General features: G+C 62.5%; 17 protein-coding genes. 9 read left to right on the top strand and 8 right to left on the bottom strand.

The genetic code is table 11. The annotated features are described in order from the left end of the window. Positions 1-59: 59 nt before the first annotated feature. On the bottom strand, positions 60-1,046 hold the full coding sequence (gene galE / locus JOH52_RS20215; RefSeq protein WP_014530340.1) for a UDP-glucose 4-epimerase GalE: 987 nt from the start codon (positions 1,044-1,046) through the stop codon (positions 60-62). A 531-nt stretch (positions 1,047-1,577) separates the two neighbouring features. On the opposite strand from galE, the gene JOH52_RS20210 reads away from it, so the two are divergent. The 4 genes from JOH52_RS20210 (at position 1,578) to queE (ending at position 5,337) form a co-directional block, all read left to right on the top strand. Continuing rightward, complete coding sequence (locus JOH52_RS20210; RefSeq protein WP_014530342.1) at positions 1,578-3,392, top strand: ABC transporter ATP-binding protein; 1,815 nt, start codon at positions 1,578-1,580, stop codon at positions 3,390-3,392. 144 nt (positions 3,393-3,536) lie between these two features. Continuing rightward, positions 3,537-4,247 (top strand): 7-cyano-7-deazaguanine synthase QueC, encoded by a 711-nt coding sequence (gene queC, locus JOH52_RS20205; RefSeq protein WP_014530343.1) that lies wholly within the window; start codon positions 3,537-3,539, stop codon positions 4,245-4,247. Further along, on the top strand, positions 4,247-4,603 hold the full coding sequence (queD, locus tag JOH52_RS20200) for a 6-carboxytetrahydropterin synthase QueD (protein WP_003528526.1): 357 nt from the start codon (positions 4,247-4,249) through the stop codon (positions 4,601-4,603). The genes queC and queD overlap by 1 nt, the downstream gene beginning before the upstream one ends. Beyond that, positions 4,600-5,337 (top strand): 7-carboxy-7-deazaguanine synthase QueE, encoded by a 738-nt coding sequence (queE, locus tag JOH52_RS20195; RefSeq protein WP_013850574.1) that lies wholly within the window; start codon positions 4,600-4,602, stop codon positions 5,335-5,337. Before queD ends, queE begins: the two co-directional genes overlap by 4 nt. 46 nt (positions 5,338-5,383) lie before the next feature. Here the strand turns inward: queE and JOH52_RS20190 are convergent, their stop codons facing one another. Beyond that, positions 5,384-7,204 carry an ABC transporter ATP-binding protein/permease gene (locus tag JOH52_RS20190; protein WP_013850575.1) on the bottom strand — a complete coding sequence of 607 codons (1,821 nt, stop codon included), beginning with the start codon at positions 7,202-7,204 and terminating at the stop codon, positions 5,384-5,386. A gap of 847 nt (positions 7,205-8,051) precedes the next feature. Between JOH52_RS20190 and JOH52_RS20185 the strand changes: the two genes are divergently transcribed. After that, positions 8,052-8,303, top strand: a complete 252-nt coding sequence (locus JOH52_RS20185) for a helix-turn-helix domain-containing protein (RefSeq protein ID WP_003528529.1) — start codon at positions 8,052-8,054, stop codon at positions 8,301-8,303. A 95-nt stretch (positions 8,304-8,398) separates the two neighbouring features. Here JOH52_RS20185 and JOH52_RS20180 read toward each other — a convergent pair whose 3' ends face one another. Continuing rightward, positions 8,399-8,782, bottom strand: a complete 384-nt coding sequence (locus JOH52_RS20180) for a response regulator (RefSeq protein ID WP_013850576.1) — start codon at positions 8,780-8,782, stop codon at positions 8,399-8,401. Then, positions 8,779-11,502: a PAS domain S-box protein gene (locus tag JOH52_RS20175; RefSeq protein WP_088203842.1), complete on the bottom strand. Its 2,724-nt coding sequence runs from the start codon at positions 11,500-11,502 to the stop codon at positions 8,779-8,781. Before JOH52_RS20175 ends, JOH52_RS20180 begins: the two co-directional genes overlap by 4 nt. A 179-nt stretch (positions 11,503-11,681) precedes the next feature. On the opposite strand from JOH52_RS20175, the gene exsH reads away from it, so the two are divergent. Beyond that, positions 11,682-13,079 carry an endo-1,3-1,4-beta-glycanase ExsH gene (gene exsH / locus JOH52_RS20170; RefSeq protein WP_013850578.1) on the top strand — a complete coding sequence of 466 codons (1,398 nt, stop codon included), beginning with the start codon at positions 11,682-11,684 and terminating at the stop codon, positions 13,077-13,079. A 65-nt stretch (positions 13,080-13,144) separates the two neighbouring features. On the opposite strand, the gene JOH52_RS20165 is transcribed toward exsH, so the two are convergent. Next, positions 13,145-14,134: a sugar-binding protein gene (locus JOH52_RS20165; protein WP_013850579.1), complete on the bottom strand. Its 990-nt coding sequence runs from the start codon at positions 14,132-14,134 to the stop codon at positions 13,145-13,147. Between the two features lie 404 nt (positions 14,135-14,538). Here JOH52_RS20165 and JOH52_RS20160 point away from each other — a divergent pair, with 404 nt between their 5' ends. Together JOH52_RS20160 and JOH52_RS20155 are read left to right on the top strand one after the other, a co-directional pair. Then, positions 14,539-15,279 (top strand): ATP-binding cassette domain-containing protein, encoded by a 741-nt coding sequence (locus JOH52_RS20160; RefSeq protein ID WP_004434512.1) that lies wholly within the window; start codon positions 14,539-14,541, stop codon positions 15,277-15,279. Positions 15,280-15,307: 28 nt separating this feature from the next. Then, positions 15,308-16,306 carry an ABC transporter permease gene (locus JOH52_RS20155; RefSeq protein WP_004434515.1) on the top strand — a complete coding sequence of 333 codons (999 nt, stop codon included), beginning with the start codon at positions 15,308-15,310 and terminating at the stop codon, positions 16,304-16,306. Between the two features lie 54 nt (positions 16,307-16,360). Here the strand turns inward: JOH52_RS20155 and JOH52_RS20150 are convergent, their stop codons facing one another. Then, on the bottom strand, positions 16,361-17,611 hold the full coding sequence (locus JOH52_RS20150) for a S41 family peptidase (protein WP_014530346.1): 1,251 nt from the start codon (positions 17,609-17,611) through the stop codon (positions 16,361-16,363). A gap of 174 nt (positions 17,612-17,785) precedes the next feature. On the opposite strand from JOH52_RS20150, the gene JOH52_RS20145 reads away from it, so the two are divergent. After that, positions 17,786-18,268, top strand: coding sequence for a hypothetical protein (locus tag JOH52_RS20145; RefSeq protein ID WP_010975890.1), 483 nt, complete (start codon positions 17,786-17,788; stop codon positions 18,266-18,268). 8 nt (positions 18,269-18,276) lie between these two features. Here the strand turns inward: JOH52_RS20145 and JOH52_RS20140 are convergent, their stop codons facing one another. Then, positions 18,277-18,777 carry an anthrone oxygenase family protein gene (locus JOH52_RS20140; protein WP_014530347.1) on the bottom strand — a complete coding sequence of 167 codons (501 nt, stop codon included), beginning with the start codon at positions 18,775-18,777 and terminating at the stop codon, positions 18,277-18,279. 121 nt (positions 18,778-18,898) lie between these two features. Next, complete coding sequence (locus tag JOH52_RS20135) at positions 18,899-20,017, bottom strand: site-2 protease family protein (RefSeq protein ID WP_014530348.1); 1,119 nt, start codon at positions 20,015-20,017, stop codon at positions 18,899-18,901. Between the last annotated feature and the right edge of the window lie 71 nt (positions 20,018-20,088).

Below are 20,088 nucleotides of genomic sequence, written 5' to 3'. Positions count from 1 at the left end.
TTTGGACAGAAGACCGGGCAACCCATCGTTCCGGCAGCCACTGTCGCTGGTCGCGAAAGTCAGCCGCCCTGATTTCTGCGCGAGTGCCAGTTCCATGCCGATTCGGTAATCGCTGCGAGATCGTATTGCGGCTCCCATCCTAGAACCTGACGCGCCTTGTCATTGTTGGCGACAAGCGTGGACGAGTCGCCTTCGCGCCGCTCGGCGTAGCCGATGTTGAACGGTCGCTTGGCCACTTTCTCGATCGCGTCCAGCAACTCCTTCACCGTGGTACCGGTGCCGGTCCCGAGATTGAGCGCGACGCTCTCGCCGCCCTCCAGAAGATAGTCGACCGCGCGCACATGGGCATCCGCCAGATCGAGGACGTGGATATAGTCCCGCACGCATGTTCCGTCGCGCGTGTCGTAGTCGGTCCCGAAGACCTTGAAGCCCTCGCGCCGCCCAAGTGCCGCATCGATCGCGAGCGGGATCGCATGGGTTTCCGGCTCATGCCATTCGCCGATGCGGCCCTCGAAGTCGGCACCCGCGGCATTGAAGTAGCGCAGGATTACCGAGCGCAGGCCCTTGTAGAGACCGTAGTCCTTCAGCGCCTGCTCGCAGATCCACTTGGTGCGGCCATAGGGATTGATCGGGGCCTGCTTATGGCTCTCATCCATCGGTACGCTGTCGGGCAGTCCGTAGGTCGCGCACGTCGATGAGAAGACGAAGGCGTCGATGCCCGCGGCAAGCGCCGCAGACAAGAGGGTCAGCGTGCCGATGACGTTGTTGTCATAGAAGGCGGCCGGGTCCTTGACCGACTCGCCCACCTCGATCATCGCCGCGAAGTGCAGGATCGCCCGCGGCTTGTGCCGCGCAAGAACCTCGTCAAGACGCTGCCTGTCACGGATATCGCCCTTTTCGAGAACGCCCCACTTGACGAATTCCTCGTGGCCGTTGGAGAGGTTGTCGTAAACGATGGGTTGGTAACCCTTTGCCGCAAGCTGAAGGCAGGTATGCGAGCCGATATAGCCGGCGCCGCCGACCACGAGAATGTTGTTGTTCTGCACGGGCAACCTCTGGGGATGATTTCTGAAATTCGACGGGCAGGCTTGGCAATGAATAACGGCGAAATTTCCAACAGAATATGAAAGTTCTGCAAAATCGCGGCATTTTCAACAGCTTCGCGGCGCGGAAGCGCGGACTGCACCGACGTTCAATCCCGGATGTTGCATGCCATCTGCGCATTAAGCGGCGTGATCGGGAAACTGTTGCAAACTTGCAGCACGCCGGCTCTGCTTGCGGGAAAATACAATATTGCCGCTTGGCGTCCGCGAGGACCTCAACTATAAGCGGTCCTTCGGCAATCAGATCAGGGAGGTTACGATGCAGGCATTTTCTTCTCCCTACGGGGCGGATCCACGATCCTGACCCTGTGACGCAAGCGTTCGCGCTTCTTCGCAGCAGGCAGGAATTGTCATCGCCCCACCGCTTCTTCTTAGAAGCCGGCGATCCGCTGATGCCGTTCTGACCCTTTCCCCAACGGCATTTTCATGCTTTCGCAATATTGAGGCCGGTGCGCTCGTCACCGGGCAACACCTATGGCATTTACTCGTTTCACGGCGCGCAACCGCGCCTTCCGTAGCGTTTTTCGATTCTCCTGGGACCATTGGAAGAAGCAGCCGGTGCGGCTCGCGGCTCTTCTTCTAACTGTGCTGCTTTCGACGCTCGCCGATGTGCTTACGCCGCTCTACTCCGGCCGGCTGGTCGACGCGGTGATTTCAGGTGCGGCGAGCGACGACGTCGCCTGGAATGCGGCGATGGCGGCCTTCATGATGCTGATGGCCCTGTCGTTCGGTGCCATCATCCTCAGGCATGTGACCTTCATGGGTATCGTCAGCCTCACGCTGAAGATGATGTCGGATATCGCCGCGGCCGCCTTTCATCACATCCAGCGGTTCTCCAGTGACTGGCACGCCAACAGCTTCGCCGGTTCGACGGTCCGCAAGGTGACGCGCGGCATGTGGGCACTCGATCTCTTGAACGATACGCTCCTCGTCGCGCTTTTCCCTTCTATCGTCATGCTGGTCGGCTCCACGGCGCTGATGGCCTGGTACTGGCCGATGATGGGGGTGATCATCGGGCTCGGCTCGATCGCCTTCATCGCCGTCACCGTTTCCCTGTCGCTCGGCTATGTGGCGCCGATGGCGAGCCTTGCCAACAGCTGGGACACGAGGCTTGGCGGGGCGCTCGCCGATGCGGTCAGCTGCAATACCGTCGTCAAGGCCTTCGGTGCGGAAGGGCGCGAGGACGCGCGTCTCGCCAAGGTTCTCCGCAAATGGGAGAACCGGACGCGGCGCACCTGGTCGCGCGGCACGCTCAACGGTACCGCGCAGGGCGCAATGCTGCTCGTCCTGCGCGCGGCCGTGATCGGCTTTGCCCTCCTGCTGTGGGCGAGAGGGCAGGCGACCGCAGGCGACATAACCTTCGTGCTCACCTCGTTCTTCATCCTGCAGGGCTATCTGCGGGAGGTGGGGATGCATATCCGCAACCTGCAGCGGTCGATCAACGACATGGAGGAGCTCGTCGCCATTCACGCCCAGCCGCTCGGCGTTGAGGACCGGCCAGGCGCAAAGCCCATCCGCATCACCGAGGGCGAGATCGAGTTCCGCGATGTGACTTTCCACTATGGAGCCCATCGCGCGCCTCTCTACGAGGGCTTCTCGGTCAAAATCGCGGCCGGCGAGCGTGTCGGTCTCGTCGGGCACTCCGGTTCGGGCAAGACGACGTTCATCAAGCTGATACAGCGTCTCCATGATTTGAATGCCGGTGAGATCCGCATTGACGGGCAGAATATCGCCGACTTCACCCAGGCGTCGCTGCGCCAGCAGATCGCCATCGTGCAGCAGGAGCCGATACTGTTTCACCGCTCGCTTGCCGAGAATATCGCCTATGCACGGCCGGGGGCGACGCAACGCGACATCGAGGAGGCGGCAAGGCTTGCGAGCGCGCATGACTTCATCGCCGCATTGCCGAAGGGCTATGGGACGCTGGTCGGCGAACGTGGCGTGAAGCTCTCGGGCGGCGAGCGCCAGCGGGTGGCGATTGCCCGCGCCTTTCTGGCGGATGCACCCATCCTCATCCTGGACGAGGCGACGTCGAGCCTCGATTCGGAGTCCGAGGTGCTGATCCAGCAGGCGATGGAGCGGCTGATGACGGGGCGCACCACGCTCGTGGTCGCACACCGGCTTTCCACCGTACGTGCGCTGGACCGCCTTCTGGTCTTCGATCGCGGCCGCATTGCGGAAGAAGGCGACCACGGCGCGCTCATCCGCGTCAAGGGCGGCATCTATCGCAGTCTCTTCGAAAGACAGGCGCTGGAACTGACGAAGGGTCTCATCCTCAGCGAGGGATGAGGTCGCGAGCCCGGCCGAGGGCCGGTCGACCGCTAAGATGCAGCGATCGACCGGTCGGCCATTCACAAGCCGTCCTCTTTGGCCTAAAAGGCGCGCAGTAGAACTCCGGTCGCAGCCTACCCGGTCAAAACAAGGACACCTGTCATGAAGACAATTGTAATCTGCTCCGGCGGATTGGATTCCGTTTCGCTTGCGCACAAGGTCGCGGCTGAACAGGAGCTTTCCGGCCTCCTGTCGTTCGATTACGGCCAACGGCACCGTAAGGAACTGGATTTCGCCGCCGCCTGCGCCAGGCGCCTGGGCGTCCCGCACCAGATCATCGACATCCGCGAGATCGGCCGCCACCTCATCGGATCGGCGCTCACCGACGAGGTGGACGTCCCGGACGGACACTATGCCGAAGAGACGATGAAGGCGACGGTGGTGCCGAACCGCAACGCCATCATGCTTGCCATCGCCTTCGGGGTCGCTGCAGCCCGCAAGGCGGATGCCGTCGCGACCGCCGTGCACGGGGGCGACCACTTCATCTATCCCGATTGCCGGCCGGGCTTCATCGATGCTTTCCAGGCAATGCAGGACCACGCGCTCGATGGCTATGCGGATGTCGCGCTCTATGCGCCTTTTGTGAACGTCTCGAAGGCGGACATCGTCGCGGACGGAGCAAGGCACGATACGCCCTTTGCCGAGACCTGGTCCTGCTATAAGGGCGGTGCCCGCCATTGCGGGCGCTGCGGCACCTGCGTCGAACGGCGTGAAGCCTTTCACCTCGCGGGCGTTCCTGATCCGACGGAGTATGACGATCCGGACTTCTGGGTCGCGGCGACCGGCTCCTTCGTTGCCGAAGAGGTGAAATGATGTTCCGCATCACCAAGGAATTCCATTTCTCCGCCTCGCACCAGCTGAAGAGCCTGCCGGCCGAGCATCAATGCGCGCGGCTGCATGGGCACAATTACATCGTCGAGGTCGAGCTTTCCGGCGAAACGCTGAACGAGCATGGATTCGTGCGCGACTACCACGAACTCGCGCCACTGAAGCAATATATCGACGAGTGCTTCGACCACCGCCATCTGAACGACGTGCTCGGGCACGATCGGGTGACGGCGGAATGCCTGGCGCAGCATTTCTATGAATGGTGCCAGGCTCGGCTGCCCGAGACGACAGCCGTTCGCGTCAGCGAGACAGCGAAGACCTGGGCGGAATATCGGCCATGATCCACACCCGATCGAACGAAATCCGCGTCAGCGAGATATTCGGACCGACGATCCAGGGGGAGGGGGTGCTGATCGGCCTACCGACGGTATTCGTCAGGAGCGGCGGCTGCGATTACCGCTGTTCCTGGTGCGACAGCCTCCATGCCGTCGACAGCAACTACCGGCATGAATGGCAAACGATGTCGACCGAGGAGGTTTGGCAGGAAATCGTTCGGCTTTCGGGCGGTGAAGCTGTGATGGTTTCGCTATCGGGCGGCAACCCGGCAATACAGCCGCTCGGCGATCTGATCGGCCGCGGGCACGAAAAAGGCTATCGATTCGCCCTGGAAACGCAAGGTTCGGTCGCTCGCGACTGGTTCGCCGCTCTCGACGTGCTGGTGCTCAGTCCTAAGCCGCCCTCGAGCGGGATGGAGACCGACTGGGAAGCCTTGGACGACTGTCTCCGCAGTGCTGGAAACAAGCCGCAGACGGTATTGAAATTCGTGGTCTTCGATGAAGCGGACTATGCCTATGCAATGACAGCTGCCGCGCGCCATCCGCATCTTCCCGTCTATCTGCAGCCCGGCAACCATACTCCGCCGCCCGCGGAGGAGGCGGACGCGCCGATCGATATCGACGGCGTGATGGAGCGGATGCGCTGGTTGGTCGATAGGGTTGTTGCCGACAGGTGGTTCGAGGCGCGGGTCCTGCCGCAACTGCATGTCCTCATCTGGGGCAACAGGCGCGGCGTTTGAAGCAGCAGTCGCGCGTCTTATCAGGCCGCAGCACTTCGATCCGAACTCAAGGCGCACCGCGTGCGGCCACCTCCAGGCCCGAAACACCTCCGCCGAGGCGAACCGGCTTCAGGGCCGGAGCTTCGGCGTCCTTGACGAGATGGATCACGCGGGAGAACTGCACTCCGTTTCGCGGCGTTCGGCCGATCTTGATCACCGCGGTCTCCCGCAGGTCGGCCTCGAAGATCGAAAGGGCCCGTTTCAGGGCATCGGCGTCCATGGTCTCCAGCGCTTCGTCGATGACCACCCAACGGGGTTTCTGCACGAGGAGCCGGGCAAAGGCCAGGAGGCGCTGCTCGTCGTCACCGAGTTCGCGTTCCCAACGGGCCTCGCGATCGAGCGACGTCGCGAGATGGTCGAGCCCGACCTTCGAAAGCGCAGTCACGAGCACCTTGTCGGGGAAACTGTCGGCGTGCGGATAGGCAAGGGCGTCGCGCAGGCGGCCGCGGGGGAAATAAGGCGCGCGAGGAATGAAGGCCACGGCTTCGCCGGCCGGCATTCCCACGCGGCCGTTTCCCCAGGGCCAGAGCCCGGCGAGCGCCCGGAAGACCAGCGTCTTCCCGGCACGCGGATCGCCGATGATGTTGACCCGCTGGCCGGGGGAGATCTCGATACGAGACTCCGCCAGCCTGGTTCGACCCGAGCGGGAGACCACCTCAAGGTTCTCGAACGTCATGGTGGCACTCTCGTTCTCGACGAATTCGATACGCTTTTCATCGCCGTGCAGCGTGTCTGCCGTGATCAGCGCCCGGCGAAAGGCGGCAACGCGCAGCAGCGTTGCGCGCCAATCCGTGATGGCGCTGACATTGGCGACGAACCATTTCAACGACGAGTGCACCTGGTTGAACGCCCCCACCGCCATCATAAGGCCGCCGAAGCTAATGTTTCCCGCGAAATAAACTGGCGCTGCAACGAGAATCGGTGCCACGACCGTGACCCAGCCGTAGCCGTCCTGAACCCAGGCAAGATTGATCTCGGCTCGGAATATCTTGCGCGTGGCGTCGAGCACGGAGGAGAGGTCGAGTTGCAGGCGCCGTCGCTCCCCAGCCTCGCCGCCCGCAAGCGAGATGCCGTCGATATGCTCGTTGGCGTGCATCATCGAGAAGCGAAGATCGGCTTCGCGGGCGTAGCGCTCGCCGTTCAGAACGATCAGCCGGCGGCCGACGAGCCAACTCAGCCACGACGCGGAGCCGGCGTAGAGGATTGCAGCCCACACCATGTAGCCGGGAATTTCCAGCGACCGTTCGCCGATCTGGAAGGCAAAGCCCGCTGAAAGGGACCAGAGGACGCCAACGAACGAAATGAGCAGGATCGACGATTGCAAAAGCCCGAATCCGAGGCTGGTCGTGAGATCGGCAAGGTGGCCGGCATCCTCCTGCATGCGCTGATCCGGGTTCACGCCTATCGTGCCGGCATTGGCCAGCCGGAAGGCACGCCGCGGCCGCATCCATTCGCCGATCAAGTCCAATGTCAACCCTTCGCGCAGCTTCAGGCGCACCATCTGATTGAGCCACTGCTGAGCGACGTTGAACACCAGCAGGACGCCGGCGAGGAGGACGAACAGCATGAGCTGATAGAAGAAACTGTTGAGATCGCGCCGTTCGATCGCGTCGAAGAAGGGCCGGTACCAGCGGTTGAGAACGATCTGCCCGATGGCGGTGACGATGATTATGGTGAAGCTGCCGGCCGCCAGCCATAGGGTAGGCTTCAAAACCGGCGAGGCGACGAAAGCGTGCCGCATCATCTCGAACTGCTGCCAGATACTGCTGCCTTCCGATGGGGCGGCGGGCGTTCGGGCCTGAGTCTCATTGCCGGTTTGGTTCTTCATCTCCAATTCCTTCCCCTCGGCGCACACGGCATCCCAATCTAATCCGACGGTCGGTACGCGCGGCCATTGGAAAGATCCGGGACGTTGTGTTTGCGGTCGCCTCTGTGGCTTGAACAATCTGCCGGCCGGGGCGAGTGCCGTATGGCAGCGCCCGGTTTCATGCTCGGCGGCGGCGATCCGCCAAGTGGAGATTCAGTGCCGAGCAGCAGTCGGTACGAAGCAAATATGCCGTTAAAAAACTGTGATGCAGCTAAATTAGAAATCCCCATACCGTTCAATGTATGGATAACGGCGCCGCCTGAAAACCGGATTTTGGTTCGTTCCGAGGAAGTCAGACCCCACCGGCCTTGCGGAACGGCATCGGCGAGTATGCAGCAGCGACCTGCGACCCTTTGAATGTATTCGAGATTTCTTTTCCATATGTCGCGTGGGAAGCGCCTGACCGGCCCGGCGGGCTTTCCAGTAAACTTTTGTGATCTGCCGGCCCCAACCGTTATCGCCGCCCTCATCCGCGCCTCGCTCGCAGTTGCCGGGCACGATTCTCGGCCTGATCGCCGAATCGAGACATCGCAACCCCACGGTGCCGAAACCGACATTCCAGTAGCCGACTGCCGCTTCCGGTGCACAAGAGCGATTTCGGCTTGTCCATGTTACAACGATGACATAAAACGTTACCGCCGTCCTGCAGCACCGCGCGTCTCACGCGCACAAAGGTCGCTGCAGCACTTTCATCTGCTGCATGTTTTTTCCCTTGAATCGCGGTTCAGGGGGCATGCAGTGACGCGTGTCGACCCGTACTCAACAGCAAAATTCGTAAGAATTTTCATGCCAAGAGAAGGAGACATTTATGTCTATTTCACCCTCCAACATTGGCGACAAGGAAGCCGCTCCGATGCCCAACGGCGACATCGCCGCTCGCGTCAAGGCCGCGCGTGAAGCGGTCGGCTACAGCATCGAGGATCTCGCGGTCACCTGCGGCCTCGCCGTCGTCGAAATCAACGATATCGAGAATGGCACGGACTTCAGTCCAGCGAAGCTCAAGCGCGTCGCCGGCGCACTACAGGTGCCGCTTTCCCATTTCCTGCCCACAGAAATGTGAGATCGGCGGCAGTAGAAAAAAGGGTGCGCCGTTCCGCCACCTTCTGCCGCAACCGCTCAGCACCGCGACCCATTTGTAATCTAGCACCGGCCGGCTCACACGCCGGCCGGGCTGCCATTAAACGGGTGGAGGCCTTCGATCTTCTGGATGAGTTGCGTGCCGTCGAAGGGTTTTGCCAGGCGGGGCAGGGCACGAAATCGTTCAGGCAAGTCAAGCGCCGTATAACCGGTCAACAGAAGCACCGGCACCTCGCGCTCCATGAGTTCGTCGACGAGCGGATAGGCGAACTCGCCGCGCAGATTGAGATCGAGAGTAGCGATATCGAACGGATGCGCGCGGGCGGCGGAGATCGACTGAGCGAGGCTCGTGAATGGGCCGATCACCGAGTAGCCGGCAGCGACGAGATCAGCTTCAATCTGCAGTGCGACAAGAAACTCGTCCTCCACGACGAGCACCCGACATTGGTCTCCGTGGTTCATCCGGGGGCTCCGCGAGGATAGGGAACATCGATCGTGCATACCAGCCCTTGCGGCGCGAACTCGAGATGCACTTCACCGCCAAGATCCGAGGCGAGAACCCGCTCGAGCAACAGACGGCCGAAGCCATTATGCTTCGGCGCAACAACGGCCGGTCCGCCCGTCTCGCTCCAGCAGATCCGCAGCCGCTCACTTGCCACGTCGATCATCCACTCGATATCGACTCTTCCGCTCCTGACGGAGAGTGCCCCATGTTTCGCGGCATTGGTTGCAAGCTCGTGCGCCGCCATGCCGAGTGTCAGCGCATGCTTGGGCGGCAGCATCGCCGGCGGGCCCGCAAGGGTCACATTCGTCCTGCTGTCGTCGTGATACGGCGACAATTCGTCGACCAGCACGGTTTTCAGGGAGACGCCCGACCAGCTCGCCTCCGCCAGGCGCGTATGGGTTTGCGCGAGGGCCCTTATGCGTGCATCGAAGGAACGGTGTGCCGCTTTGGCGTCCGGATTGGTCGAGAATGTTTGCCGTGCGATCGACCCGACGATCGCCAGCGTGTTCTTCACGCGGTGGCTGAGCTCGGCGACGAGGAGATTGCGCTGCGCTTCGGCCTCCCTGCGCTCCGTGATGTCCATGCAGACGCCGGTCAAACGCCTTTTGGGGCCGTTGCGCGGCGAAAGCTGTCCGAAAGCCTCCATCCACCGGATTGTCCCGTCGGGAAGCTGAGCACGGTAGACGACGTGGTAGTCTCCGTCTGTCTCGATCGCCCTGGCCATCTCGCGCTCGATCAAGGGAAGATCGTCCGGGTGTATGTCGCGCTTGAAGTCGGCCAGCGTTCCTCCGAACGATCCGGGCTCAATACGGTGAAGCGCCTCCAACCCCGGCGACCAGATCACCTCACCCGTTTCGAGGTTCCACTCCCAGGCGCCCATATGCCCGGCATCCAGTGCGAGCTGCAGGCGCCGTTCGCTTTCCTGGAGCGCCTCCTCCGCCTGCTTTCGCCCGGTGATGTCGACAGCGGCAGCGACAGCTCCGACCACTTCGCCTGTGACGTCGCGCAGCGGAGTCGCATTGCCGAAGATATGACGGGAGCTTCCGTCGTCGAAGCGCACCTCCTCCTCGAAATTCTGAACCTCTTCGCCGCGAGCCGCCCTTTGTACGGGCAGCTCCTCCGGCGACAATGCGCGCCCTTCAGAGAAAACGCGGAAGTTGGTGGGGTGCTCGCCGGGAGGCGCCGACATCGACAGATTGCTGTCGTGCGGCAGCCGCAGAATCTCGTAGGAGCTGTTATTGCCGCTGATGACGCGGCAATCGGGCGTGCGTGCAATCCAGATCAACGCCGGCACGGCCTCCATGATCGCCGCCAACTCGGCCGCGCGCGCCCTTTCGTTCGCCTCGTTGCGGCGCAGCTGCTCCTCGGCCTGGCGCCGTGCATATTCGGCTCTCATGCGCTGGATGCTGAATCCGAGTTGTCGCGCGATGGTGAGCGCCATGCCGATCTCGGAATCCGCAAACCGGTGTGGCCGGTCGTAGTAGGTCATGAATTTCCCGATCAGCCTGCCCTCCGTGACGAGCGGGAAGAAGCCGAGCGCGGCGATGCCTTCGCCGACTATGCTCTCTTTCAGCTCTCGCGAGAATTCCGCGTCGTCGACATTCTCGACGAAGATCGGCTCGGGTTCGTTCGCTCCCGTAATCCAAGGGGAGTGTCCGTCGACAGCGCGCTGATAATGCTCCGAAAGGCCGCGCGCGGCGACGAACCGCATGGTCCCTGCCTCATCGAAGAGCAAAATTGAGGCGCGGTCGCAATTCAACGCGCCCTGAATGGCATCCAGTGTCGCCTCGTAGACCTCTTCTATCCGTTTGGTACGCTGCACCCTTTCGGTCAGACGATACAACGCGGCCTGCTCACGAAAGCGGGCAGCCAGTGCCTCTGCTGCGCTTTTCGTCTCGGTGATGTCGCGGGCGATCTTGGAAGCGCCGATGATGCGGCCGGTGGCATCCCTGACGGGGGAAACGGTAAGCGAAATGTCCACCAGAGTCCCGTCCTTGCGCCGGCGCTTGGTCTCGAAGTGGTCGACCAGTTCGCCTCTGCGAATGCGTTCGAGGATGCCGGGCTCCTCGCTCAGGCGTTCTGGCGGTATGAGAATGGTGATCGACTCGCCGATAACTTCTTCGGCCGCATAGCCAAAAAGCCGCTGCGCGCCGCGGTTCCAGCTGGTGATGATCCCGTCCAGGTTCTTCGCGACGATGGCATCGTCGGAAGATTCGACGATCGCGGCGAGATAGCGGGAACTGCGCTCCATATCCTTCGCGCCACTGAGGTCCATGAGGACATTGACGGCTCCGGTCAATGCGCCCGTGTCGTCGAAGATCGGCGTCGGATGCGGCAGAAGCGGGACCGAGGCGCCGTCCGGCCGGACCGCCACCACTTCTTCGCCCCTGACCGGCTGTCCTTCTTTCAATGTGCGCGCCATTGGGGACTCGTCGTGCGGGAGGGGTGAGCCATCCGGCCGCCTCAGTTGCCAACTGACGCACCAGCGATCCTTGCCGAGCTCCGGCTCACGCCCAGCAACGGCCGCAGCCGCGGCGTTGCAGTAGGTGACGATGCCCTCGGCGTCGGTCGCATAAACGGGCACCGCAAGGGCGTCGAGCACGGCGCGGTAATCGGGCGTGTCTGAAGTCGTGACATCGTCAATCGTTGTTTTGGGTAGAATTTCTGCGCCGTGCATGTTCCCTCCGCAGCCGCCGCCAACTTCAAAAAACGCGGTGACCGCTGCTTTGTTCCCCGTCCGTCCCCCAAACTCTTGGGGGTTATTAAAACTTGAGCCCCGTCTAGATTAGGCCTGAGGACCGCGATCAGCGGCCGGGGTGAGCGGAGGAAACCGACCATCAAACTGGAGACATTTCGATGAGCAAAACCGTATTGAACGCCGTGGGAACGCCGCTTTACTACAGCGGCAGTTCAACTGCGTGGTTCTCCGCCACCGGCTCAGGCCCCACACTCCATGGCACTGCCGGCAACGATTCCATGTGGGGCGACAGCTCCGTGAACGTCACCATGATCGGCGGTAGGGGCGACGACATCTATTACCTCTATTCGTCGATCAACCGGGCGTACGAGGCGGCCGGCGAGGGAGTGGACACGATAAGCACGTGGATGAGCTACACACTGCCGGCGAACTTCGAGAACCTCACGGTTACCGGAAGCGGCCGGTTCGCATTCGGCAACGAGACGGACAACATCATAAAGGGTGGGTCGGGAACGCAGACGATCGACGGCCGCGGCGGCAACGATGTCCTGATCGGCGCGGGCGGTGCCGACACCTTCGTATTTGCGCGAGGCAATGGAAGCGACCTGATCACCGATTTCAACTATGACGACATCGTACGCCTCGACGGCTACGGCTTCACGTCGTTCGAGCAGATTCTGTCCAATGTGGCTCAGGAAGGCGCCGATCTCCGGCTCCATCTCGCCGATGGCGAGAGTCTGGTATTCGCGAACACCACCGCCGACGAATTGCAGGCGCACCAGTTCAGGCTAAGCCTCGACCGTTCCGTCCTGTCTCAGACTTTCTCGGACGAGTTCAATACGCTTCAGCTCCGAAACGGTACAAGCGGGGTCTGGGATGCCAAATTCTGGTGGGCGCCGGAAAAGGGAGCGACGCTTTCGAGTAACGGCGAGCAGCAATGGTATATCAATCCGAGCTACGAGCCGACCGCTTCCGTCAACCCCTTCTCCGTCAACAACGGCGTGCTGACGATCACGGCCGCGCCGGCGTCGGAGGCGATCCAGGCCGAGATCAACGGCTATGATTACACGTCCGGAATGCTGACGACCTACTCGTCCTTTGCCCAGACCTACGGCTATTTCGAAATGCGCGCGGACATGCCGGACGACCAGGGCGTCTGGCCGGCCTTCTGGCTGCTGCCCGCGGATGGTTCCTGGCCGCCGGAACTCGACGTCGTGGAAATGCGCGGACAGGACTCGAATACGGTCATAGCGACGGTGCATTCCAATGAAACGGGCTCGAGAACGAGCATTGAAAATGCGGTGAAGGTCGCCGATGCGAGCGGCTTTCACACATACGGAGTGCTTTGGACGGAAGAGGAGATCGTCTGGTATTTCGACGATGCGGCGATCGCGCGCGCCGACACGCCTTCCGACATGCACGACCCAATGTACATGCTCGTCAACCTGGCGGTGGGCGGCATCGCCGGCACGCCGCGCGACGGTCTCGCCGACGGGTCCGAAATGAAGATCGACTACATCAAGGCCTATTCGCTCGACGCGGACTGGCAGATCTGAACCAAGGAGTTCGAAGGCCGGCAGCCTGCGGCGCCGTGCGCGGCAGGATGCCGGCCTTCGACCGGTTATTTCTGGATGCAGGTATCCGCGGTCTCCTTGGTGCACTCGTCGAGGCCGGTAAAGACCGGATCTTCGACCGGTTTGCCGGCGATCAGGTCCAGCATGACCTGCGGGGCCTTATAGCCCATTTCGAACGGCCGCTGCCCGACGAGAGCGGTGACCAATCCTTCCCTGGCGATCGCGACTTCCTCGCCGATCGTATCGGCGGCGCCGATGACGAATTCGTTCTTGGCGATCTTGTCGGCCATCGGCTTGAACAGATCGCGATAGGGCTGTGGCGCGCCGAACAGCGGCCATCCGCCCATGATCCCGAAAGCATCGAGGTCGGGATTGGCGGCAAGGATGTCGGTCATCGCCTGCACGCCCTTGGCGCCGTCGTCATTGGTGAAGACCGGGCAGCCTGCCACTTCCGTCCAGTTGCCTTCGCCCTTGAGTTCCGCCAGGCCCTTCTGGCCGGTCAGGGCGTCCCGCATACCCTGGGCGCGGCGCAGAATGTTGTCGGCGCCGGGATTGCCCTCGATGGTGCAGATCTTGCCCCCATTGGGCTTGGCCTTCTTGATGTATTCGCCGATGCGGTAGCCCATCAGATAGTTGTCCGTTCCGAGATAGGTCTTGCGCAGGGCAGAGTCTTCGGCGGCGAGATCCGCATCCACGGTCATGACCGGGACCGATGGATTGGCGGTCTTCAACGTCTGCGCGATGAGCTTCGCATTGGATGGCGAGATGGCGATGGCTGCGGTTTCCGCCTTGCCAAGCATGTCCTGGACGATCTGCGCCTCGCCGGCCTCATCCGAGGTCGAGGCCGGACCCGTGTAGAAGCACTCGTATTCCGAGTCCGGATTTTCCTTGTTCCACTTCTGGCAACCCTGGTTGATCGCTTCGAAGAAGGGATTGTCCAGCCCCTTCACCACGATGACGAGCTGTTTCTTCTGGGCCATGGCCGTTCCGGCGCTGAGTGCCAGAGCGGCAACGGCAAGCAATAGTGCCTTCCTCATTCCATCCTCCCTTGAAACAAGCGGACACGCGCGTGCCCGCGCCTTGAAATATGAGAATTTCGGTAGGCGGCGGCGTCGCGCAGCCGTCGATCCATCGAGGCGTTGAAGAGCGGCCGGTCGCGCGCGGATTGTCAAGCAGCGCCGCGATGAAGTGCCGCCTGACCCTGCCCGTGCCCCGGGGACAAGGATCAGCATGCTCTCCTCCCAGCACTAGCTAATATCCGCGCGAACGGCACGTCAACGACTATTTGTATGACAATATGAGTTTCAGCGTATGTGCGGAGCGATTTGTAGGACTATTGATTGACGCTTTCCCGCGCATTTGCGTAAATGGGACCGGTCGCCTTGCCGGGAGAGCGCGAAAGCGGGGGAGGCGGCCCGCTGCTTCGGGAGGCTAGACGGCTGTGGCAGTTCTCGAACTCGTCAACATTTCCAAGCATTTCGGCGCCATTCAGGCGGTGAGCGACGTGTCGCTCTCGCTCGAGCGCGGCGAGGTGGTCGGCCTCATGGGCGACAACGGCGCCGGCAAGTCGACGCTGGTCAAGATGATGGCCGGCAATTTCCGGCCGAGCCATGGAACGATCCGGCTCGACGGTGCGGAACTCGTGATGCATCGTCCGGTGGAGGCGCGGCAGCACGGCATCGAGATCGTCTATCAGGATCTGGCGCTCTGCGACAACCTCACGGCCGCTGCGAATGTCTTTCTCGGGCGGGAGATCAGGCGTGGCATCGGGCCGCTGCGCATACTCGACTACAAGGCGATGTACCGCCGCGCCGGCGAGATTTTCAGGGAGCTGAAGTCGGAGACGCCGCCGCGCAACCTGGTCAGGCAAATGTCAGGCGGTCAGCGGCAGGCGGTCGCAATCGCGCGGACGATGCTTTCAGAGGCCAAGATCGTGCTCATGGACGAACCGACGGCGGCGATTTCGGTGCGGCAGGTGGCCGAGGTGCTGAACCTGATCCGCGAGTTGCGCGACCGGGGCATCGCCGTCGTGCTGATCAGCCACCGTATGCCGGACGTCTTTACAGTCGCCGACCGGGTCATCGTCATGCGGCGGGGCAGGAAGGTCGCCGACAAGCCGATTGCCGCGAGTTCGCCGGAGGAGGTGACGGGCCTGATCACCGGCGCCATCGAACAGGTGTGAACAATCGGAGAGAAAGCGAGGGTCGACAATGGCAATTACGCTCGATCGGGCAGTCGGACAGAGAGACCGGGGATGGCTCTCGTTCCTGTTGGCCAGCCAGGCATTCTGGGTCCTGGTGGCGGTCATCCTCGCCTGCCTCTTCCTGTCGGTTGCCACCGACTCCTTCGCAACGGCGAAAAACCTCTACAACATCACGCGCAATTTCACCTTCGTCGCGATCATCGCTCTCGGAATGACGCTGGTCATCATTACCGGCGGCATCGATCTGTCGGTGGGTTCGGTCCTCTGCCTGTGCAGCATGGTGCTGGCAGTGGTCATGCATGCCGGTTACGGCATCGAGGTGGGTATTGCCGCCTCGATCGGCACGGCGCTGGTCGCCGGCGCATTCAACGGCGTCATGATCGCCTATCTAGGCTTTCCGCCTTTCGTGATCACCCTCGGAATGCTCTCGATCGCGCGAAGCCTGGCGATGGTCGCTTCCAACAATACGGTCGTATTCGAGTTCGGCCCGGACCACGACACGCTCCTGGCTCTTGGCGGCGGCGCCTGGTTCCTCGGCATCGCCAATCCGGTGCTCTACATGATCGTCCTGGCACTCCTCACCGGCTTCGTTCTGCGCTGGACGAAGTTCGGCCGCTACGTCTTCGCCATCGGCGGCAACGAGCATGCCGCGACGCTCACCGGCGTTCCGGTGAGAAGGATCAAGGTTGCCGTATACATGATCTCCGCGCTCGCAGCCGGCATCGCAGGCATCATCCAGACCGGCTGGCTCGGGGCCGTGACGACCAATATCGGCGCAGGAATGGAGCTTCAGGTCATCGCCGCTGCCGTCATCGGCGGCGCCAATCTTGCCGGCGGCGCCGGCACGGCCTCCGGCGCTCTGATCGGAGCTGCGCTGATCGAGGTGATCCGCAACAGCCTCGGCCTGCTCGGGATCAACGCATTCTGGCAGGGCGCCTTCATCGGCGGCGCCATCGTGCTCGCGGTGCTTTTTGACCGGATCCGAAACTTCCGGCAAAGCGAATAGACGAGGGAAGGGCGGGCTCGGCGCGGCCTCGCGTTCAAGAAACGGATCGCCGGCTCAGCCTTTGGCGAGGATGCGCCGCATCTCTTCCATGGCGGCTTCGCGCTGCGGGTCGCGTCCGCCGGCGTAGGGCAGGGCGAACGGAACGGGTACGTCCGGTTCGACGCCGCGCCCCTCCAGCCGCACGCCGTCGTCGATTACCGCATCGGAAACCGCAAGCTCCAGCATGCTGTCGTCCGGCAGGAGATAGGCGCGACCGGCAAGAAGCGCGCCCGCCGTGCGCGTCCCGACGAGCGGGATTCCATTGGCCTTCAGCGCATAGGCGAAGAGTTCGAGGCCGCTTCTCGACCCCTCGTCTATGATGGCGACGACCGGGCGGCGCCAGCGGACATTGGCGAGCATATCCTTGCCACTGCGCGAGATCAGCCTGAAGTTCGGCGTATCGCCGACGAAGAGCTCCGCCGCGTCGGGCGGGCCGCCGCCCCAGCGTCCGCGCAGATCGACGACGACGCCATCGGCGTCCTTGAGACGGCCGGTCGCCAGTTCCCGTGCTGCGATATCGAGTCCGTCGGGACTGGAGAGCGTCCAAAGACGCAGATAACCGATGCGCCGCCCATCGCTCACATTGACGGACACGCTGTTCTCGATCGCCTTTTCGAATGTGGGCAAAGGCCGTAGCCGCTCGACCGCGACACTGGTCGTAAAGGGTTGTGCGCCGGCATTGCGGCTCAGGCGGATCTCCACCTTTTGCCCGGTCCTGCCGCGGAAGGATTCGATTTCGCGATACGGCGCGCCATCCACGGACAGAACCTCGTCGCCCACCCGGATACCCGCCTTGTCCGCAGGCGAGCCGTCATAGACGTCGCTGACGAACGGCAGGCCGTTTTCCATCCGGGTAACCATGCCGACCCCGGCATAGCTGGCCCGGCCATCCGGCGGGAACAGCCGCTTCATGTCGTGGCGGATAGCGTAACGGAATATGTCGGCGAGTTCGTAATAGGCAATCGAATCCTGCGTGAAGCGGGCCGTGTGCGACGCGTCGAGGCTCGCGAGGATTCTCTCGATCGCAGCATCGACACGGGGCTCCGTGCTCTTCGCGTTCAGCGGGTCGCCGCCATCGAGTTCCTGCCGTACCGCTGCGCCAAAGCCGTCGAGCGCTGAGGGATCGTGAAAGTTGTCGGCGACGAGCGTGACGACGCGGTCGAATATCGGATGACCCGAACGCGGCAGGTCGAGGCCGAAGCCTTGGGTGGGAACGAGGAGAAGCAGGAACCCGGCCAACAGGCCCCCGGGCATCTTCGCGTGCATGGATCGATCTCCGTTCTCCGGGGATCATACCGGCACATAGGCGGCTGCAGTGAGGCCTCTCTCAACAACATTCCGTGAGATTGGCGAGAGCGGCATAGTCTCTCTTTTTCTGGAACACTTGCCCATCGCCAAAGTTGTAGGTCAGGCTGCCGATGACATGGGTACAGGCGGGAAATGGTCGTTTATCTTACAGGCTTGGTATCGCTGCTGCTCGCCGCTCTCAGCCTCGGCCCCTCCTTTGCCCATGTATTGGAGGCGCCGCCCCGGCTGTTCGTCTGGGCGCCGGAACTCTGGCGCGAGGCAACCGTCTTCAACGGCCAATTCGTGCTTTTTGCAAAGGTCGGCGGGCCGCTCGACGTGACGACGATACTTGCGGCGTGCTTTCTTTCCTACCTGCTCGCCAATGAGCGGCCGGCTTTCTGGTTCGCCCTCGCCGGCGCTGCTTTTTTCGCTGGAGGGCTGGCGGCGTGGTTCACGCTCGTCGCTCCGGCAAACGCGATCCTGGCCACCTGGAAACCGGGCCCGATACCGCCGGACTTCGAAGCGGTACGCCTTAGATGGGAGACGGGCCACATGGTCGTTGCCGCGTTGAAGGTCCTCGGCTTCGGGTCGATTTCGATCGCCCTGCTGGCACCGCGCCTTGGTGGTGGCACATAGCGCAGTGCTCAGAGAGCTATCGCCGTTGCGAGCAATACGAGGCTTACGAGGCCGAGAACGGCCCGCACAACGTGGGACCGCTCCCAGCGGTCCCGCAGGGCGGTCCAGTCCTCCTTGTCCGCGGCAGCAGAAGCGCGAGGGGCGCCGAAAGCGAAAAAGCGGGCGCCCGTTCCTCCCAGTTGCGTATCCTTGAGCCAGAAGTTGTTCACCGGGTGCGTCAGGATCCAGTACGCGGCATGCATCGCCAGCAATCCGGCGAATGCGCCGACTGTCAGCCAGAAGGCCGCCGTCCCGCTCGGCATGAGAAAGAGGAGAGCGGCAGTCAGAAGCAGCGCCGCCGGCTCTGCCGCGCCCCCGATGGTGAATCCCGGATAGTAGATTGCCTGGATCGCCTGATACACGTCCCTAGGCAATCGCAATTTGCCCGGCAATTCGAGCGCATGGGCAAGGGCCAATGCCGTTGCTATCGCGACCAGGACGATCGTGAGAACTTCTACCGTCACGAGCATTGAGTTGATCCGATTTGTCTGCTGCAGGTTCCTCGATTTTGCGTGTCTTGCGAAGGCCCGCGGCGCCGTAGGGTTGTGCCCGAACTCCGGAACGCCGATTCGGTTCCATCCACGTTCGGGCTCAGCTTCGGCTTCCGGTCTGCCGCAGGTGGCCGAACCGGACGCGGCCCGGGGCGGCCGCACGCACCATCATCATCTCGCCGATCGTTTCGTGCGTCATCAGCCCGACGAGGTGGTTGGAGCCGTCCAGGACGGCGATGGCCGGCGAATGGGATTCCTGCATGAGCCGCAGGCTTTCCTCGAGGCGTTTGCGATGATGGATCGTCGGGAGGCCGCGGCGCATCGCGGCGACCACCGGTGTCGACGGGCCTTTCTCCTTCAGAGCGCGGATCATGTCGTCGCGCGTCAGCAGTCCCTCGAAGTGGCCCGCGGCATCGACCACCGGAAATTCGCGCTGCGTGGTGGCAAGCAGCGTGTCGATGGCGTCGTCGATGGTCGCCGAGCGGTCGAGGGTCGCGAATTCGGTGATCATCACATCTGAGATCATCACGCTGCCGGAGATCTCGCGGATCTGAGCGTTCTGGGCTTCCGCCGTTGCGGCCAGATAGACGAAGATGGCGATGAAGATAAGCAGAGGATTGTAGAACAGGCCGACGAAGCCGAAGACGAAGGCAAGGCCCTGGCCGATCGTTGCGGCGATCTGGGTCGCACGCGACCAGGTGAGCCGCGAGGCGAGTGCGGCCCGCAACACGCGGCCGCCGTCCATTGGGAAGGCGGGAATCATATTAAAGATCACGAGGAAAACATTGACGCCGGCGAGCCTTGCCAGAAATCCGCTCTGGGGGTCTTCGACGCCCGCTATCTGCTCCATGCCCGAGCTGCCGAGGATGGCGATGAGCACCGCGGCAATCGCCACATTGACCAGAGGGCCGGCGATGGCGATCACGAATTCCTGGCCGGGCTCTTCCGGCATGCGCTCGAGTCTGGCGACGCCGCCGATCGGCAGCAGCGTTATGTCCGGCGTCTTGATCCCGAAACGCCGCGCCGCGGCGATGTGGCCGAACTCGTGGAGCACGACGCAGACGAAGACGGCGACGATAAAAGCAATCCCCTCCATCGCAGCCGGTGTCCCGCCGATCCGGTAGTGCATCAACCATATCCAGATCAGAAGCAGCGCGAAGGTCACGTGCACGCGAATTGCCGTGCCGGCAATCGTTCCGATGCTGAAGGACCAAGCCATGAGCGTTATGCTCCGTCCAGTTCTCAGGCCCGCTGAGGATGCGCCGTTCCATCATGACAGTTGCGGCAGCG

Source organism: Sinorhizobium meliloti (assembly GCF_017876815.1).
Taxonomy (GTDB): Bacteria; Pseudomonadota; Alphaproteobacteria; order Rhizobiales; family Rhizobiaceae; genus Sinorhizobium; species Sinorhizobium meliloti.
This window is presented reverse-complemented; position numbering and strand designations above follow the sequence as displayed.

What these genes read in the sequence shown, in the direction of transcription:
- JOH52_RS20135 (WP_014530348.1), bottom strand. Translation starts at nt 20,017, where the DNA reads ATGGCTTGGTCCTTCAGCATCGGAACGATTGCCGGCACGGCAATTCGC.
- JOH52_RS20175 (WP_088203842.1), bottom strand. Translation starts at nt 11,502, where the DNA reads ATGCACGGCGCAGAAATTCTACCCAAAACAACGATTGACGATGTCACG.
- JOH52_RS20190 (WP_013850575.1), bottom strand. Translation starts at nt 7,204, where the DNA reads ATGAAGAACCAAACCGGCAATGAGACTCAGGCCCGAACGCCCGCCGCC.
- JOH52_RS20155 (WP_004434515.1), top strand. Translation starts at nt 15,308, where the DNA reads ATGGCAATTACGCTCGATCGGGCAGTCGGACAGAGAGACCGGGGATGG.
- JOH52_RS20180 (WP_013850576.1), bottom strand. Translation starts at nt 8,782, where the DNA reads ATGAACCACGGAGACCAATGTCGGGTGCTCGTCGTGGAGGACGAGTTT.
- JOH52_RS20185 (WP_003528529.1), top strand. Translation starts at nt 8,052, where the DNA reads ATGTCTATTTCACCCTCCAACATTGGCGACAAGGAAGCCGCTCCGATG.
- JOH52_RS20165 (WP_013850579.1), bottom strand. Translation starts at nt 14,134, where the DNA reads ATGAGGAAGGCACTATTGCTTGCCGTTGCCGCTCTGGCACTCAGCGCC.
- JOH52_RS20210 (WP_014530342.1), top strand. Translation starts at nt 1,578, where the DNA reads ATGGCATTTACTCGTTTCACGGCGCGCAACCGCGCCTTCCGTAGCGTT.
- queE (WP_013850574.1), top strand. Translation starts at nt 4,600, where the DNA reads ATGATCCACACCCGATCGAACGAAATCCGCGTCAGCGAGATATTCGGA.
- JOH52_RS20150 (WP_014530346.1), bottom strand. Translation starts at nt 17,611, where the DNA reads ATGCACGCGAAGATGCCCGGGGGCCTGTTGGCCGGGTTCCTGCTTCTC.
- JOH52_RS20145 (WP_010975890.1), top strand. Translation starts at nt 17,786, where the DNA reads ATGGTCGTTTATCTTACAGGCTTGGTATCGCTGCTGCTCGCCGCTCTC.
- queC (WP_014530343.1), top strand. Translation starts at nt 3,537, where the DNA reads ATGAAGACAATTGTAATCTGCTCCGGCGGATTGGATTCCGTTTCGCTT.
- queD (WP_003528526.1), top strand. Translation starts at nt 4,247, where the DNA reads ATGTTCCGCATCACCAAGGAATTCCATTTCTCCGCCTCGCACCAGCTG.
- JOH52_RS20140 (WP_014530347.1), bottom strand. Translation starts at nt 18,777, where the DNA reads ATGCTCGTGACGGTAGAAGTTCTCACGATCGTCCTGGTCGCGATAGCA.
- exsH (WP_013850578.1), top strand. Translation starts at nt 11,682, where the DNA reads ATGAGCAAAACCGTATTGAACGCCGTGGGAACGCCGCTTTACTACAGC.